This window comes from Bacillus sp. LJBS06 (assembly GCF_016924995.1).
Classification (GTDB): Bacteria; Bacillota; Bacilli; order Bacillales; family Bacillaceae; genus Bacillus; species Bacillus stercoris.
The window spans coordinates 554,619-572,194 of sequence record NZ_CP070483.1; the positions used below are offsets into that span (position 1 = coordinate 554,619).

Below are 17,576 nucleotides of genomic sequence, written 5' to 3' on the forward strand. Positions count from 1 at the left end.
CAATAACTAATCGGCGAAGAAAGGATAATCAGTCAAATGAAAACATTAGTTATCGTTATACACCCTAATTTGGAAACGTCTGTTGTTAACAAGACCTGGATGAATCGTTTAAAGCAAGAGAAAGACATTACGGTTCATGACCTATACGGTGAATATCCTAATTTTATCATTGATGTGGAAAAAGAGCAGCAGCTCCTGGTAGATCATGAGCGTATCGTGTTCCAGTTCCCAATGTATTGGTACAGCAGTCCCGCATTACTAAAACAATGGGAAGATGATGTGTTAACACATGGCTGGGCTTATGGAACTGGAGGAACTAAATTGCATGGAAAAGAACTACTCTTAGCTATCTCCTTAGGTGCACAGGAATCTGATTATCAAGCAGGCGGAGAATATAATATCACGATCAGCGAGCTTACTAGACCGTTTCAAGTCACTGCTAACTATGTAGGAATGCGTTTTCTTCCTGCATTTACACAATATGGGACACTTTACCTTTCGGAAGCAGATGTTAAGAACAGTGCGGAGAAATTGGTTGACTATCTTAAAGCTGAGCATTGATCCGATATTCGCGAGGGAAGCTGAAACAAATGATGTGTTGTGAAAATAAGGGTTTGTGATAGATTTTAATAAACTTAATTTCAAAGTTACATCGAATACTAATTTCAGGGGAGCATAGAGCGAGGACTTAAAATTAATTAAAGCAGGGCAATCTACATATTTCTTGATGAAATGTAGAGCTCCTTGCTCTCTATGTGGCCAAAATTCATGAAAATGATGAAGATAAGTATAAATAAAATAAACAGATGCTTTGAATAAAAGCTTTTGTAACTTGATATATTTTTACTATGTTGAGGGCCCAGTGGGTGAATAACCTCTAAAGGTTCAAGTTCTCTCGGCCGCACCCCTATAATACCAAGGGTTTAACCATCTTTGGTGTTATTTTTTTATGCAGAAAAACGACTATGGAAGATCGCATGCAAACCAATACTCACCAGTTATTTAAAACCACTTATTATATTTGATACTCCCCTGTATCCCCAAACCAAATAATTCAAAAAACAATATCCTACATAGAACAGGTTTAGAGAGCATGTAATTGAACGGAAGATATAAATTTATCACTTTTATTATTGAAAGGTGTTCCTTTGGCATTAAGTTCAGTTAATTTTGGTCTAACTGTTTTCTTTTTGAACATTTTCATTACCTCTTTATATTATTAATAAATTCGAAAAGGTTTTTAATGGAAATTGAATGATTGGCGTATGTATCTCTAATTCTCAAAATGAATGAATAGTCCTTTTTAAGATTTACACACAGTCATTCTCCAAGTAAAAATGACTCAATTTTTCGATTTTTTATGTAAATCAAAAAAGAATCATGTTAGAGTAGGTGTGCTGAAAATAATTTAAAAAATTATTTTGCGATATGATTAAAGTAATATTGCCAGAGAGTTCGGATTGGACAAAATTGTAAGTATTTAATACACTGGTGCTGCAATCAAATATGCATCTGGAATCAATTGCTAAACGGGGGAGTTTAAATGAACAACAAGAAAAATATATTTGATATTGTAATGTACATTATTTTCGGTGTGTTAAGTCTTTTTCTAGTTGCAAAAACTGATTATGGCACTGGAGTTTTAGTGTTTGTTGCAATTTTATACCTCGCTGTAATTGCTTATAAAATTAAGCAAGTATTTAGTAATTCAGATTCTTAAGGTGTAACACAAGGAGGATTTTAATTGAGAAAGAAAAGAGTTATTACTTGTGTTATGGCTGCATCATTGACTTTAGGCTCACTTTTACCTGCAGGTTACGCTTCTGCTAAGGAGGACTCTAAGACAACCCCTTCTTACAAAGAACTAGCACAACATTACAAAATGAAAAGTGAAAAGATTTCATCGAAGGGGAAATTAGTTGAAATTGAGTATGTGAGTGGAAATGAATCTCACAAAAAGGTCAGATGAACGGAAATGATCACACTGTAAAAGTCGATGGCATAGAACAAAAAGGCTTAAACTTTGAGTATGATGAAAATGTTGCTAACAGAACAAATTATGAAAACAATAATTTCAAATCTAATGAATTCACAACACAGGCTGCAAAACCTAAAAAGGGATACCATTATGTGGGGACTTTATCTGGGCATACAAAAGCAGCTAAAAATGCGTTATCAGTTACAATGTCATTAGTCGGTATTGTCCCTGGCTTAGGGTGGGGAAGTAAGGCTGCCACAATTTTATTCTCTTATTGGGCTAAGGAACAAATCCCTGATGCGTATTATAAATATGATTTATATGAAAAAGGGGCAATGACTGATAGCTGGTATCAGTATGCTACAGTTCAATTTTTTGAAGATAAAGCTCATAAAAAGAAAATGGGCAAACCTTGGACTAGTACTCCTGCAAAAGTAGATTTACCTAATAGTTAATTTTAAAATCACTTTGTCTTTATAAAGGACAAAGTGATTTTTTATTATACAGAAGTAAAATCCCTGGTCTGAGGAATCTTGGATATAACATGTTTTTTCTTGCTAATTTAGTTTTTCTATGTATCGCTGCACATTCTAAAAAACAAGATATTAGCCGGGCGGTTGAATGTCAAGCTCAAAAGTTTATATGGAAGTCAAAGCATAAAAAGGGTGTTACAACGTGTAGTCTTCTTTTTATTTTGCCAACGAAACAAGTGTGAAAGTTGTAGAATGAGTTAAGAAAGATTTAAGATTAGATATTGGAAAATTTTATATATTTTCAATAAAATACTGGTACTATTATAAATGTAGATAGATTGTATGGAGATGTAATTATTAAAAAGGAGTTTTTTAATTGCGTTGGAGTAAATGGTTCAATATTTTTTGCATAGTTGCATTAGGATCAATATATTGTTATAAATTATTAACTAACCAAGAAGTCAGTACCACTCGTTTAATAATAGCTTCTGCAATTGTCTTGTGGAACATTGTTGGGCTTTTTAGCAAAGATCCAGTAAAACAAACACAGCAAGCAAATTAAAAGTCATAAAGTTGGGAAAGAAGGGTGTTACATTATGTAGTATCCTTCTTTATTATTCCTTGAAAAACGAAACAAATTGGAGATTACAGATTATATAATCAATTGAAGTCGCTGATTATTTTCATGAACAAGGAGATTTAATGCTTTCTGATGAATATTATCGTATGAGTATTGAAGTAAGATGAAACGTTACGTAAAGATTAAAGGGATGTGATAAACACTCCTCTTTATCGCACTCGCCCGTCTCAAATTGTGGGAGACTGGAAGTACGGAAATCGAAAAGATTGGATCATAAAAACTTATAATCTAAGGCGGTACATAGTTATGAAAAAGGCGTTATTTCTTATATTAGACAAGTATGCAGATTGGGAAGGTGCTTACTTAGCATCAGCATTAAATCAAAGAGAAGATTGGTCGGTTCATACTGTTTCTTTAGACCCTATTGTCAGTTCTATAGGTGGTTTTAAAACATCTGTCGATTACATAATTGGGTTAGAACCTGCGAATTTTCATTTACTAGTTATGATTGGCGGAGATTCTTGGAGTAATGATAATAAAAAACTTTTACATTTCGTAAAAACTGCATTTCAAAAAGACATTCCAATAGCAGCGATATGCGGTGCAGTGGATTTTTTGGCGAAGAATGGTTTGCTGAATAATCATAGCCATACAGGTAATTTAGTTTTCTTATGGAAGGATTATGAACAATATAAACCGATTAGCAGTTTTGTAGAGAAACAAGCAGTAAGAGATAAAAATTTGGTTACCGCAAATGGAACCGCCCCTATTGAATTTACTAGTTTGATTTTAGAGATGATTGATTTTGATACTCCTGAGAACATAGAGAAAATGATGTATATGAATCGTTATGGTTTTTATAATTTTTGTGATAAATATGGAAATCCATTTGTTGATTCATCTGCGGGAAATGATTTTCCTGAATAGGGGCTTTAATATAATAAGGGAGCTCCTAGACAATAGGGGTTTCCATTTTATTTATAAATGATTATTAAAAGGACGGCATGTGTTGTTGGAAATCATGTTAATTGGTCTTACACCGGTGTCTTTTGCAGTTTTTGAATGGGATCGTCTTAGCTTATGAAAGAAAACACCATAAGAAGAAGCCAAATGTAATGAGAGGAGTAAACCATGTGTTTGCTCCTCTTTTTTTTCTGTCTATAAAATGATGTCCTGTGAATTCAATGCGGTTTTTAACAATTTAGTCGGTTTAACTTTATTTTTTTGATTATAAACGATAGGCCGTACCTATCATTTCTATATAAATAATTGAATTGTATTATAAGTTAGGCTGACCTATACTTTTATTGAAAATTGACTTTGTGAGAAAGCATCAAGGTATAAGACAATTGTTAAATGCTAATTCCGAATAAAACCACGGAGGTATTGTATGAAAAATTTTAATGTTGCTATTCCAACTCCATTTCATAATGACGAGAGTTTATTTGTAGAAGGTTTTAATGACATTCTGGACTATTTAAAAGAAAATGGGATTGATTCTGTTCTTGTATCTGCTACTACTGGTGAACAAAATTCAATGAGCATTGAAGAGCGAATCCAGATTATTCATTATTTTAATCAAAAACAATTCAAAAATGTTGAGCTTATGTTTGGTGTATCAGCAACAAGAACCAAAGATGCAATAACACTCATTAAGGAGCTTGAAGACTCTGTCTTTGACGCCATTTTGATTCAGTTCCCACCTTATATTCAACCAACTCAAAAACAGGCTATTAGCTATATGAATGAGTTGCTGCAACACACAACTAAACATGTAGTGCTTTACAATAATCCTTTTAGAACAGGATTTGAGCTAAGTGCTGAATCATTTGAAACGCTTATCAATCAAAAACATTCAAATCTTGTAGGACTTAAAGAAGAGAGCGATGCCAAACGTCATTCAAGTACAAAACTACCGGATGACTTTGTGATGTTTGCTGGTGGTGATGTCAATCTTCCGGAAAAAATATTTAATGGCTGTAATGGGCTGTCCAGTATGGTTGGGAATGTATATCCAAAGGAGATTAAACAACTATTTCATCAATTAATGTTGAATCAACCAGTTGATCTTAGGAAATTAAACGATATCATTATTGAAGTTACAAGCGGTCAAGCAATAATGAATATAAAGAACCACTATAACTCGTTGGGAATAAAAGTAGGGCCATGTCGTTCTCCGATCAATTAATTGTAAGAATCAAACCAGTGACGATTTCACTGCCGTAATTACAGATAAACACAAATGCTGTTGAAACAGTAAACATTCTGAAACTTAATGGTGTCATTGCGTGATACGGAGGGGCAATATTGATCATGGGTAATTCACAATTAACAAATTACGGAGGACAATCGCGATTGGATTTAAAGCCTAGAATAGGATGGCTTATCATAGGTATCATCCTAATTGGCGCAAATCTCAGAGCCTCACTAACATCGGTTGGTCCGCTAATAGCTGCAATTCGTGATGACTTGGGGATTTCTAATGCACTGGCAGGAGTCATAACCACAATACCTTTACTTGCTTTTGCATTTTTATCCCCTTTTGCTTCTCATTTAGCTCGGCGTTTTGGTATGGAGTTAACCCTATTGATGTCCTTAGTGATATTAACAATTGGGATTGGAATACGTTCGTTTGTTGGAAAAGAAACATTATTTATAGGAACGATTTTAATCGGATCATCAATTGCCATTGGCAATGTTTTATTACCCAGTCTTATCAAATATCATTTTATGAAACAAATAGGTATGATGACAGGACTTTATGCAGTATCTATGAATTTATTTGGAGCTGTTGGCTCCGGTATAAGTATTCCGATTTCGTCATCTTTAGGTTTGGGATGGTCAGGGGCCCTTGGATGTTGGGGACTTTTATCTCTGCTCACCATTTTTATTTGGCTGCCACAACTGCAATATCAACAAAAGTCTGTTCAGGTTGAAAATACTGGAGAGGAAGTGAAATCCATCAGCTTATGGCGTTCTAGGCTAGCGTGGAATGTGACGTTATTTATGGGTTTTCAATCTTTCATTTTCTACACAGTGATTACATGGATACCTGAAATTCTTGAAGAAAAAGGGGTGAACACTCATGAAGCTGGCTGGACGTTGTCTTTAATGCAACTTGCTATGCTTCCTGTAACATTTCTCGTTTCTATTTTAGCTGGACGTTTAAAAAGCCAGCGGTTATTAGTAGCTGCAGCTGCTTCTCTGTTAATTTTTGGGTTTGTTGCCATCATGTATGGGGATACACTTCTTATGCCTTTATGGATGATCATAATTGGAATCGGAATTGGATGTGCATTTAGTTTAGCTATGATGTTCTTTAGCCTGCGTACTCAAAATGCGAACGAGGCAGCTGAACTTTCAGGTATGGCTCAATCTTTAGGTTATCTTCTGTCTGCAATAGGGCCTGTTTTATTTGGTTGGTTACATGACGTTACACATAGTTGGACGGCTCCTTTATGTATGTTAGTTTTTACTTCAGCTATTGTTTTGATCTCGGGAATAGGGGCAGCGAAAAACGAATATGTGCCAATCAAGGGCTCGAGTTTAAAGTCAATCTAATAGAGACAGACTATAAAGTACTATTCATTTCCTAAAGGAGGCGCGAGATGGAATTAAAACAACTTGAATATTTCTATGCAGTATGCCAAGAACTTCATTTTACAAGAGCAGCTGAAAAAGTAGGAATTTCTCAGCCTTCTTTAAGTCAACAAATTAAGCTATTAGAACATGAAATTGGCACTCCTTTATTTGATCGTATTGGTAAAAAAACAGCACTTACTGAATCAGGAAAGCTTCTCTTACAGTATACTCGCAAAATTTTTTATGAGGTAGAACAGGCTAAGACCTCAATAGATGAATTAAATGGACTTCAAAGAGGGACAATTTTGGTTGGCACTTTGCTGACAGTCGAGGATTACCTGATCACGCCTACTTTACTGAGTTTTCATCAAAAATACCCTGGTGTGAAGGTATCCGTTTTTGGGCTGCGAACTGGGGACATTCACAAACAACTCATAGAAAATAAGTTGGATTTGGGAATTGTATTCTTGCCCATGAAAGGCGATGAATTAGAATCAATTTCTTTATCCACAGAAGAAATGGCTTTTGCAGTGCCTGAAGGTCACCCGTTAGAGAATCAGGATATGTTAGATGTAGAGGTGTTAAAGACAACACCCTCAATTTTACTCCCTCAACAGTATTTTATTAGGAATCTTATAGATGAAGCTTGTAAAGACTTAGGATTCCTTCCGAAGCCGATTTTTGAAATTACAACCATGCAGTCTTTAATCAATATGGTTTTGAAAGGGGTAGGAGTAACAATCCTTCCTAAACCTTATTTAGAGTACCTTAATCACCCTCATACAAGAATCATTCCAATTTTAAAACCTAATCTTTCTCGTGAAATTGGAGTTGTTTATAGAAAAGATAAATATTTGAGTGCTGCAACCCATGCTTTTATTAGTGCCCTTAAAGAGACTGTATGTAAGTCAAATAATTAGTGGAAACCTTGATTGAATACTGGACAAACTAACTCATGGCGATTGAAGGGGTATCATGAATAGACAAATCATTCATTTAGCTGTTGGAAAACCTAAGGAATATGATTGGAATCATCGAAAAGAAATGTCCGCGATAGGTAAGTCGACTGTATCATCTATTGAGCTGAAAAAAGCCGGCATTGTTGGTGATGATGTTTCAAACCACAAATTTCACGGCGGCGTTGATCGAGCAGTATGTTTATATCCATTTGAGCATTATGCGTATTGGGAACGAATGTTTAACAAAAAAATGACTCCGCCTATTTTTGGAGAAAACATTACTGCAATAGGCATGTTGGAAGAACAGGTTTGTATAGGTGATGTGTATAGAATAGGTGGTACCGTCATTCAAGTAACACAAGGAAGAGTGCCATGTGCAACTATATCGAAATACAATGAAGAGAGAGATTTTCTGAAGAAAGTGGTTGAAACATGTCTAACCGGTTATTTTTTTTCGGGTGCTACAAGAAGGGACGATTGAGTCTCATTCAGACATAGAGCTTGTTGAAAAGGACCCATGTGACATATCTGTACTTTCTGCCACGCAAGTTCTGTTTCATCAAAAAGAGGATAAAAAATCAGTTGAACAAATATTGAAAATCGATGCTCTCGCAGAGGATTGGCGGAAACGATTTTTAAAACTGTTGTGAGTTTTTAGCATGGAGTTGTGCAAAAAAGTTGGTTCATTGACATTTAGTTATTGAAATTTGCTAGATAAAATGTGGAATTTTAGGAGTTGAAATTTATGTTTGGAATTCATGATCTTTTTTTGTTTGTATTGTCATCATTTGTTTTTATAGCTGCTCCTGGCATAGACGCTGTGTTTGTATTAAGCAGAAGCATCTCGAACGGCAGAGCTAGTGGTTTTGCTGCATCTGCTGGAATTGCTTCCGGCGCTTTTGTTCACACAATACTTGCTACTGTCGGATTATCCATTATCTTAGCGAAGTCGGTTGTTCTGTTTACTGCTATAAAAATAGTAGGTGGGCTATATTTGATCTACATTGGAATGAAAGCACTTCTTAAGAAAAGTGACGGAATAACTTTAAAGGATACAGCTAATGAGACGCTTAAAAAACATTATATCCAGGGGGTTATTACAAATATCGCTAACCCTAAAAACATTCTGTTCTATTTATCGTTTTTGCCTCAGTTTGCATCAACATCAGGGTCGACTGTGTCATTGTCATTTCTTATTTTAGGAAGCATCTTCGCCGTTATAGCCTTAGTGTGGTACATCTTAGTAACGTATTTTTCAACGATTGCTACAAAAACACTTAAAGACAACAAAAGATTCAATCATATTCTCAATAAAGTATCTGGAACAGTATTTATTGCTCTTGGCTGTAAGTTGATGGTTAGTCATAAATAATTTTTTGGAAAAGGTATGATTCTTTTACAATATTGAGGGACTTGAACTACTAAAAAAGATACCAAACTATATGGTATCTTTTTTTGGTTTTTGCATCAGAGTAATCAAATTTCTCTATATTGATGATGTTGAAGCAATGGCATGTTCTTCTTCTTACCCCTGCTTTTTAACAAGCACGATTTGGCACATATGAGAGTTATATGCACAAAACGCTTATAACTAGGAATTCAAGAAAATTAAAACAAAAAAGTACTAAATACCCTTTGCAAATTACGACAAATACTTGATGTTTTTTGTAATGTAACCTTATTTTGTGTCAAATATATGAATATTTTGTCACCTTGTAAAAGGTGTATTTGTTATATATATTTAATTCGAGAGGAGGTCATATAAAGAACGAATATTCCGATTAATGCAAATTTATCGGGAGGTAGTTTCATAAAAAAATTAAATATTGGGAGTGAGAGTTTATGAGAAAGGGCTTTGTGCCTAAATCTTACATACTGAATCTTAGGAAAACCCTAATGATTTTTGCAATCTTGTTATTGGTTGCTGGCAATGTGTTGACTGTTTTGCCGAATCATATTCATGCTGAAGATAATACAGAGGTAACTCAAAGTGCAGATACTACTTGCCCAGCTCCTGTTGCGTTGATTAACGGAAGCTTTGAACAAGGTGCTGCAAGAGGATCTGCATATGATGGTTCGGGTCTTTATTACTATGAGTCTGAAGTTCCTGGTTGGAAAACTACTGATAAGGCAATTGAAATATGGAACTATGCACAGAATATTCCGGCTGTTGTGAAAAATTGGCCAGCACCTCCGGATGGCAATCGCTGGGCTGAATTAAACGCTTTTGAAAATGGCATGTTGTATCAAGACGTGAAAACAACGCCTGGACAAACGATTTATTGGCGTTTATCCCATATGGGACGACAAGGTGTTGACACCATGCAGGTTCGTATTGGGGCAGCTACTAGCAATCCATACAGTACGGTGGTTCAAAAACAATTTTCTGATGGAAGAACTGCATGGGGAACTCATACAGGTTCTTATACTGTCCCAGCAGGCCAAACGACAACACGATTCGGTTTTGAAGCTGTAAGTACAGCGTCTGGAAATATAGGAGCCGGCAACTTTTTGGATGATATTTTCCTTGGAACAGAACCATGTGTGACTGCAAATAAGACAGTTTCACCACAGGGAGAGGTACAACCCGGGGATGAGCTTACATACGCGGTTCAAATCAAAAACGAAGGCGGAGACGTTGCTGCTGATGCAAGCTTTTCCGATGCAATTCCAGAGGGAACTGAATATGTTCCTGGATCATTAAAATTAATTAACGGTTCGACAACAAAGAATTTAACTGATGCATCCGATGGTGATGGAGGCAATTTCGATGGCAATAAAGTAAATATTACATTAGGAGATTTACCTAACACGAACAACTTGCCTAATGGGATGACTGTACAGTTTAAAGTGAAAGCCAAGACAGGTTATGTCGGTAAGGAAATTTCTAACAAAGCGCAAATAAACTATGACAGTTTATTAACGAATACAAGCAAAAAAACCGAATCAAACGAAGTAACAACTCCGGTTGTTTTTAAAGATCCTGTACTTGAATCAAAGAAAACCTCTGCTATTAAGGCAAAAGCGGAAGGAAACCAAGATGCAGATCACCCAGAAGTGGGAGATACCCTTCTTTACACGATTCAAACCCGAAATACTGTTGAAGACAGTCAAGTGAAAAACCTTGCCATTTCGGATACGGTGCCGGAAGGCTTAGACTATGTTCCGGGCTCACTAAAAGTAGACGGTGCCTCTGTCAGTGATGATCAGGATAACGACAAAGGACAATATACTGATGGCAAAGTGTCAGGACAGATTGGTAATGTAACCGATACTGAGTGGCACAATGTGACCTTTGAAGTGAAAGTGAAGCCTGGTCAGGCAGGAAAGGATATTATCAATACGGCAAGCATTTCAGGAGATAATATCCAAACACCGGATAAGCCAAATAATGAAGTTAAAGTTTATCCTAGGAACCCTGCTTTAGAATCAAAGAAAACAGCAGCAATTAAGGAAAAAGTGGAAGGAAACAAATATCCTGATCACCCAGAAGTAGGAGACACGCTTCTTTACACAATACAAACACGAAATACAGAAGAAGACAGTGAGGTAAAAGCTCTTACAATCTCAGATGCGATACCAGATGGATTGGAATATGTTCCAGGCACTCTGAAAGTAGACGGTACAGCAGTCAGCGATGACCAAGACGATGACAAAGGTGACGTAACAGATGGCAAAGTGTCAGGCCAAATTGGCGATGTGACTGATACAGAATGGCATAACGTTACCTTTGAGGTGAAAGTAAAAGCTGGTCAAGCTGGTGAAACGATTAAGAACACGGCTACCGTTTCTGGCAGTAACATCGAGACACCAGATAAGCCAAGCAATGATACTGAGATTTATCCAAGAAAGCCGGATGTAGAATCGAAGAAAACCGCAAGTCTTCAGGAAAAAGCAGAGGGCAATAAAGATGAGAAACATCCAGAAGTAGGAGATACCCTTCTTTATACAATCGAAACGAGAAACACAATCGAGGACAGTCTGCTGAAAGATCTCGTCATTTCAGATAAACTTCCGGATGGATTAGAATACGTTTCGGGTTCTTTAAAAGTAGACGGCACAGCAGTCAGCGACGCCCAAGATGATGATAAAGGCGATATGACAGACGGCAAAGTGTCAGGTCAAATTGGTGATGTGACTGATACAGAATGGCATACAGTTACATTTGAAGCGAAAGTGAAAGCTGGCCAAGCTGGCGAAACAATTCAAAATACGGCTAGTGTTACCGGCAGTAATCTCGAGACTCCGGATAAGCCGAATCATGAAGTCGCAATTTACCCTAGGAACCCTGACTTAGAGTCAAAGAAAACATCGAGTATTCAAGCAAAAGCAGAGGGCAATAAAGAAGAGAATCAGATACAAGTGGGAGATACCCTTCTTTATACAATCCAGACAAGAAACATAGTTGAGGATAGTCTGGTGAAAAACCTTGTCATCTCAGATGAACTTCCAGAGGGACTAGAATATGTTTCTGGAACTCTAAAAGTAGACAATAAAGCCGTCAGCGACGCCCAAGATGATGATAAAGGTAATATGACAGACGGCAAAGTGTCGGGTCAAATTGGTGATGTGACTGATACAGAATGGCATACTGTTACCTTTGAAGTGAAAGTGAAAGCTGGGCAAACTGATCAGAAAATTGTGAATACTGCCAGCGTCACAGGTGACAATGTTGATAAACCAGACAAACCAAGCCATGAAGTTAAAGTTTCTCCAAGAAATCCAGTGTTAGAGTCAGAAAAGACAGCAAAGAATCTGGATTCCGATAAAGAGAAGTATGAAGTAGGAGATACGGTTGTTTACACGATCAAAACAAGAAATACAGTTAAGGACAGTAAAGTAACTGATCTTGTCATCACAGATAAACTGCCGGCAGGCTTAGAATATGTTCCTGGCACACTAAAAGTAGATAATAAAGAAGTCAGTGATGCCCGTGATGATGATAAAGGTGACGTGACAGACGACAAAGTATCAGGCCAGTTTGGCGATGTGACTGATACGGAATGGCATACTGTTACCTTTGAAGCGAAAGTAAAATCAGGTCAAGCAGACAAAAATATTGTCAATACGGCTAGCATTAGCGGTGACAATACTGATAAACCGGATACACCAAGCCAAGAGGTCAAGGTTTCTCCGAAAGATCCAGTTTTGAAATCAGAAAAGTCAGTAAAAAATTTCGATTCAGACAAAGGTAAATATGAAGCGGGAGATACGGTTGTTTACACGATCAAAACAAGAAATACAGTAGCAGACAGTAAAGTAACTGATCTTGTTATCTCAGATAAACTTCCAGCCGGATTGAAGTATGTCGAAGGCAGCTTGAAAGCGAGTAACGGTGGAGAAGCAACCATCAAGGACGGCAAAATCACAGCTAACTTTGGTGACGTGACTGATACTGAGTGGCGTACTGTGACATTCCAAGCGAAAATTGAGTCCGGATATGCGGAAAAAACGATTAAAAACGTGGCAACCGTTGACGGCGGCAACATCGACACACCAGATAAACCAGGAACAGACATCAAAGTGGATCCGAAAGATCCTAAGCTGGAATCAAAGAAAACAGCCTCCATTAAGGAAAAAGCTGATGGAAATAAAGATGAGGACCATCCGGAATCTGGCGACACGCTTCTTTACACAATTCAAACCCGGAACACGTTTGATGACAGCCTTGTCAAAAATCTTGTCATCTCGGATTCTCTTCCGGAAGGATTAGAATATGTTGCAGGAACATTGAAAGTGGATGGTACAGCAGTAAGTGATGATCAAGACGATGATCATGGATATTATGCCGACGGTAAGACGTCAGGAGAGTTTGGCAATGTGACCGATACGAAATGGCACTCTGTAACATTTGAAGCAAAAGTGAAGTCTGGTCAAGCAGGTAAAGATATCGTTAACACTGCAAACATCAGCAGTGACAATATCAAGACCCCTGACAAACCGAGCCATGAAGTGAAGGTATATCCGCGAAATCCTGTTTTAGAATCTGAAAAAACAGTGAAGAACTTGGATGCAGATAAGGAAAAGTATGAAGCAGGGGATACGGTAGTCTACACCATTAAAACCCGAAATACAGTATCCGACGGTAAAGTGGAAAATCTGGTGATTTTAGATGATCTTCCAGCCGGATTGAAGTATGTCGAGGGCAGCTTGAAAGCGAGCAACGGCGGAGAAGCAACGTTCAAGGATGGCAAGGTTACTGCTAACTTTGGCGATGTCACTGACACTGAGTGGCGGACTGTAACATTCCAAGCAAAAATCGAGTCGGGATTTGCAGGCAAAACGATTACAAACGTGGCAACTGTAAATGGCAGCGGTATTGATAATCCTGATAAGCCAAAAGCAGAAATGAATGTTGTATCGAAAGGCTCTGAGAAACCAAATGAACCTGCTAAGCCAAGCAAACCAACGCCAGAAAAAACAGGTGAAAAGACCAATGCCGGAAAAGAGCTTCCAGATACGGCGACAAATCATTATAATATTCTTCTTTTTGGTTTTGGATTATTGTTAATTGGATCTGCCCTCTGGTATTTTAGAAGGAAAAGAAATGCCTAAATGCAAATCATAAAAAAAGCGTTTCCTTTGTTCATCATAGCTGCCGGACTCATTTTCATAGGGTATGGGGGCTGGAAAGTGGTGGATACCAATCAAAAGACAGCTGAAGCTTTAGAAGAAGCCAAGCTGGAAGCAGGGCATCCTGAAACCAAAAAAAGCAAGGAGAAGGACACTTTTAAACCCAAGGTCGGGGAAGCTGTCGGTGTTCTTGAGATTCCTAAAATAAACGCAGAACTTCCGATTGTAGAGGGTACAGACGCAGATGATTTGGAAAAGGGCGTCGGGCACTACAAGGAAAGTTATTATCCAAATGAAAACGGACAAATTGTGTTATCGGGACATCGGGATACCGTCTTTCGCCGGACAGGGGAACTAAAAAAAGGTGATCAATTAAAGATTCTGCTGCCATATGGAAGTTTTCAGTATAAGATTGAGAACATGAAAATTGTCGATAAAAATGATACTTCCATTATTACGCTGCAGCATAACAAAGAGGAGCTCATTCTAACTACGTGTTATCCATTTTCGTATATCGGCAATGCACCGAAACGATATATTATTTATGGAAAACAGATTTGAGAAAATCTGGAATATCAAAGATTAGGCTGACGAAAATTGTTCGTCAGCCTTTTTATCATTAGGCAGTGTATAGCAAAAGTCTCTCCGATAAATGAAGACAAAAGCCTGTCGCAACGAACTAATGTAACATATGGAATGATTTTTGAGTGCCAAAAATAAAGAGGGCTAGAACACCATATTGCGCATGGGGTGAATGTCCTAATAAAGCCAAGAAAGATGATTTGAGTCAAGTTTAACAAATAATGCTGTCAATATTAATTTGCAGTTATTTCCGACTCTTGATATAATAAAGAAGAATTATTTTTGTTCGGTGTAAAGGATAGTATGAAGATTGACTTTTCGTCTTGATGTTACTTGGGCAAGGATAGTAACACAATGTGTGGTTACACACTAGGAGGCAACAAAAATGGAACAAGGTACAGTTAAATGGTTTAATGCAGAAAAAGGTTTTGGCTTTATCGAACGCGATAATGGAGACGACGTATTCGTACACTTTTCTGCAATCCAAAGTGACGGATTCAAATCTTTAGACGAAGGTCAAAAAGTAACTTTTGACGTTGAGCAAGGTGCTCGTGGAGCTCAAGCTGCTAACGTTCAAAAAGCTTAATCTTCAATCGTTTATACAAACAGGCTCTTTATAGAGGGCCTGTTTTTTTTTATGTTCTCTGTAAAATAATCAATAAAAAACTTGCTCAACGTTCGAGTAGGGAGATGGTACAAGGTAATAGAAGAGGTAAAACTTCAAAGTTGAAGAAATAGGGGGAAAGAAACCAAAAGCAAACTATATAAAATAGTCTGCTTTTTTTGGTTATGAATTCACTTGTTTTTCTTTCTCTTTAATCACTAATAAAACACCGCTAAGAATTAAAAACGAACCTATCCAAAATGTCCCGCCTATTTGTTCTCCCAGCAGAAGCCACCCAAGTAATGTTCCAACCAGAGGCTGAAAAAAGAAAAAGAGGCCTCCACTTGAAGCGTTTAATAGCTGTAACCCGAGATTCCACAATAAAAAGGCACAAGCTGTTGAAACAATTCCCAAATACAGAAGACCACCTAGAATTTTAGGGTCAAGCAGTTGTGACGTAAACATGGTGCTAGGTTTTACAAAAGGAGTTAGCGCCACAATGGCAACAAAAGTTGAATACGTTGTAACAAGTATAGGTGAATAACTGCTTGGAACGCGTTTGATCAGCACTGACATAAGTGCCCATGTAAGTGCTGCAACAAGCAGAGAAATACCGCCAAGCTGATGAGATGTATCAATATGTCCGTTTCCCACAATACATAATACACCTATGGTCGCTAAAATAATTGAGATTCCTTTTTTGATAGTCAATGGTTCCTTGAGTAATAGACGAGCGAATATAACCATAAACGCTGGTGTTGAAGACGTAATAATTGCTCCCATTTGTGCTGAAGACAACATCGTTCCATATTCTTGTGTAACAATTGAAATCGTGTTGCCAACAATTCCAATGGCAATTATTAATAAAAGGTCGCGTTTATGAATTTTCCAAGATTGTCTCTTTATGAAACCAATGATTAGAAGTGCAAGGATGGCGATGACGTACCTCATCCAAACCAATTCAAAAGGCGGAATCACTGCGACAACAACCTTAACCACAACATACATGCCACCCCAGATACTAGCGGCTAAAGCTAAATATATAGAACCTAACAAGGTATTTTTCATTTTTTTGTTCCCTCCGTATTTAAAATTAGGTCATTACATGCCCTAACGGAGAGAAGTAGTCACTTTACTCCATTAAGGGCGGAGAAGTGCTACTGGAACATCATTTTCAAATAGTGGAGCTAAAAACATGTTGATATCACCTCGATTTTTAAGTTGTTTCTCATTATACAATGCCGTTTTTAAAACCGTAAACACTTTAAAGGGTACCATTAACAGGAACCCCATTTCTAAACTTTATAAATTAATGCTTCGTATGAATTTTTTTGTATGTTAATGGTGTCATTTTCATCGCTTGTTGAAATTTACTTATAAAATAACTGGTACTGTTAAATCCAACTTGATAAGACACTTCTGTCACATTGGAGTCAGGGTGCTGCAGTAATAATAAGCTTTTTTGAATTCGATAATTCATTACATAACGTAATGGCGTTTGATTCAGCATTCGTTTAAAATAACGGCAGCATTCAGAACGGCTCAGTTGGCCAGCTTTTGCAATGTCCTCTAATGTGATTTTTTCAGCAAAATGGAGATGGATCCAATTTAACATTTGTTTCATTCGATGGCTTTTTATCATTTCAGATTGATCGTACTCCAATTGAAAGCCATTAATGACCAGGTTTTTCCACATTAACGTTAATTGCATGGTAATGTCAATCTCATAAAGTGATGTCTTTTGTTGAATCAATTGATTTATTTTTTTACAGCTTCTAGAATGTTTTTTGCCCAATGTTGATTTCCGTCCAAATATAAATAGGATAAATTGGTTGAAAACATATAGGGCTGAACATAGCTTGAATAAAGTTCTTGAGATAAAACGAAATGGGGTGACACATTTAAGCAAATATACGTACAATCCGAGCCATCCTTTTCTTCTGCCATGTGCAGGCAGCCACTATTGATAAATAATCCATCCCCTTCTTTAACCACTATTTTTTCTTCATTTATTTGAAAGACAGCTATCCCTTTTAGTATCAAAACAAATTGAATTTCATCATGCCAATGAAGCGGAATATAGCCATTTATATTTTGATTGATCCTTGTCTGGTAACAGGCAACTGGTAATTCTACCGTCCGGTGCTCTGTTAATTCTTTTAAATTTTGATCGATCACAAAATTCTTCATTCGGACATCCCCACCTCAATATATTTATATTTTTTTATTATATTTGAGTATTTTT

Annotated in this window: 14 protein-coding genes and 3 pseudogenes; 15 read left to right on the forward strand and 2 right to left on the reverse strand. The window is 37.0% G+C overall.

The genetic code is table 11. The features are described from left to right. The first annotated feature begins 36 nt into the window (after positions 1 to 36). The 15 genes and pseudogenes from JQX68_RS02870 to cspC all read left to right on the forward strand — a co-directional run bounded on the left by JQX68_RS02870 (position 37) and on the right by cspC (position 15,313). A complete protein-coding gene (locus JQX68_RS02870) occupies positions 37 to 561 on the forward strand; it encodes an NAD(P)H-dependent oxidoreductase (RefSeq protein ID WP_136654830.1) in 525 nt (174 codons plus the stop codon). A 982-nt stretch (positions 562 to 1,543) separates the two neighbouring features. Then, positions 1,544 to 1,720, forward strand: a complete 177-nt coding sequence (locus tag JQX68_RS02875) for a hypothetical protein (RefSeq protein WP_009966645.1) — start codon at positions 1,544 to 1,546, stop codon at positions 1,718 to 1,720. A 24-nt stretch (positions 1,721 to 1,744) separates the two neighbouring features. Then, positions 1,745 to 2,433 (forward strand): annotated as a pseudogene (locus JQX68_RS02880) (hypothetical protein). Between the two features lie 394 nt (positions 2,434 to 2,827). After that, entirely contained in the window at positions 2,828 to 3,013 is a 186-nt protein-coding gene (locus JQX68_RS02885; RefSeq protein ID WP_041521247.1) for a hypothetical protein, read from the forward strand. Between the two features lie 98 nt (positions 3,014 to 3,111). Next, positions 3,112 to 3,195, forward strand: a pseudogene (locus JQX68_RS21925) (hypothetical protein); the annotation flags it as partial. Between the two features lie 142 nt (positions 3,196 to 3,337). Beyond that, a complete protein-coding gene (locus JQX68_RS02890) occupies positions 3,338 to 3,958 on the forward strand; it encodes a type 1 glutamine amidotransferase family protein (RefSeq protein WP_014662901.1) in 621 nt (206 codons plus the stop codon). A gap of 463 nt (positions 3,959 to 4,421) precedes the next feature. Continuing rightward, positions 4,422 to 5,219, forward strand: coding sequence for a dihydrodipicolinate synthase family protein (locus tag JQX68_RS02895; RefSeq protein ID WP_014662902.1), 798 nt, complete (start codon positions 4,422 to 4,424; stop codon positions 5,217 to 5,219). Positions 5,220 to 5,344: 125 nt separating this feature from the next. Beyond that, entirely contained in the window at positions 5,345 to 6,592 is a 1,248-nt protein-coding gene (locus JQX68_RS02900; RefSeq protein ID WP_205440531.1) for a CynX/NimT family MFS transporter, read from the forward strand. A gap of 47 nt (positions 6,593 to 6,639) precedes the next feature. Beyond that, positions 6,640 to 7,533 (forward strand): LysR family transcriptional regulator, encoded by an 894-nt coding sequence (locus JQX68_RS02905; RefSeq protein ID WP_014662904.1) that lies wholly within the window; start codon positions 6,640 to 6,642, stop codon positions 7,531 to 7,533. A 55-nt stretch (positions 7,534 to 7,588) separates the two neighbouring features. Beyond that, positions 7,589 to 8,053: an MOSC domain-containing protein gene (locus tag JQX68_RS02910; RefSeq protein ID WP_240345555.1), complete on the forward strand. Its 465-nt coding sequence runs from the start codon at positions 7,589 to 7,591 to the stop codon at positions 8,051 to 8,053. Next, positions 8,031 to 8,222 carry a 3-alpha domain-containing protein gene (locus JQX68_RS21670; protein ID WP_240345556.1) on the forward strand — a complete coding sequence of 64 codons (192 nt, stop codon included), beginning with the start codon at positions 8,031 to 8,033 and terminating at the stop codon, positions 8,220 to 8,222. The genes JQX68_RS02910 and JQX68_RS21670 overlap by 23 nt, the downstream gene beginning before the upstream one ends. A 95-nt stretch (positions 8,223 to 8,317) precedes the next feature. Beyond that, entirely contained in the window at positions 8,318 to 8,944 is a 627-nt protein-coding gene (locus JQX68_RS02915) for a LysE family translocator (protein ID WP_134976382.1), read from the forward strand. A 524-nt stretch (positions 8,945 to 9,468) separates the two neighbouring features. Next, entirely contained in the window at positions 9,469 to 14,127 is a 4,659-nt protein-coding gene (locus JQX68_RS02920) for an isopeptide-forming domain-containing fimbrial protein (protein ID WP_187248803.1), read from the forward strand. Between the two features lie 9 nt (positions 14,128 to 14,136). Beyond that, positions 14,137 to 14,706, forward strand: coding sequence for a class D sortase (locus tag JQX68_RS02925; protein ID WP_147772977.1), 570 nt, complete (start codon positions 14,137 to 14,139; stop codon positions 14,704 to 14,706). A 406-nt stretch (positions 14,707 to 15,112) separates the two neighbouring features. Then, positions 15,113 to 15,313 (forward strand): cold shock protein CspC, encoded by a 201-nt coding sequence (gene cspC, locus JQX68_RS02930; RefSeq protein ID WP_014662910.1) that lies wholly within the window; start codon positions 15,113 to 15,115, stop codon positions 15,311 to 15,313. Positions 15,314 to 15,514: 201 nt separating this feature from the next. Here the strand turns inward: cspC and JQX68_RS02935 are convergent, their stop codons facing one another. Both JQX68_RS02935 and JQX68_RS02940 read right to left on the reverse strand, forming a co-directional pair. Continuing rightward, positions 15,515 to 16,399, reverse strand: a complete 885-nt coding sequence (locus JQX68_RS02935; RefSeq protein WP_147772940.1) for a DMT family transporter — start codon at positions 16,397 to 16,399, stop codon at positions 15,515 to 15,517. A 241-nt stretch (positions 16,400 to 16,640) separates the two neighbouring features. Continuing rightward, positions 16,641 to 17,521, reverse strand: a pseudogene (locus JQX68_RS02940) (AraC family transcriptional regulator). Between the last annotated feature and the right edge of the window lie 55 nt (positions 17,522 to 17,576).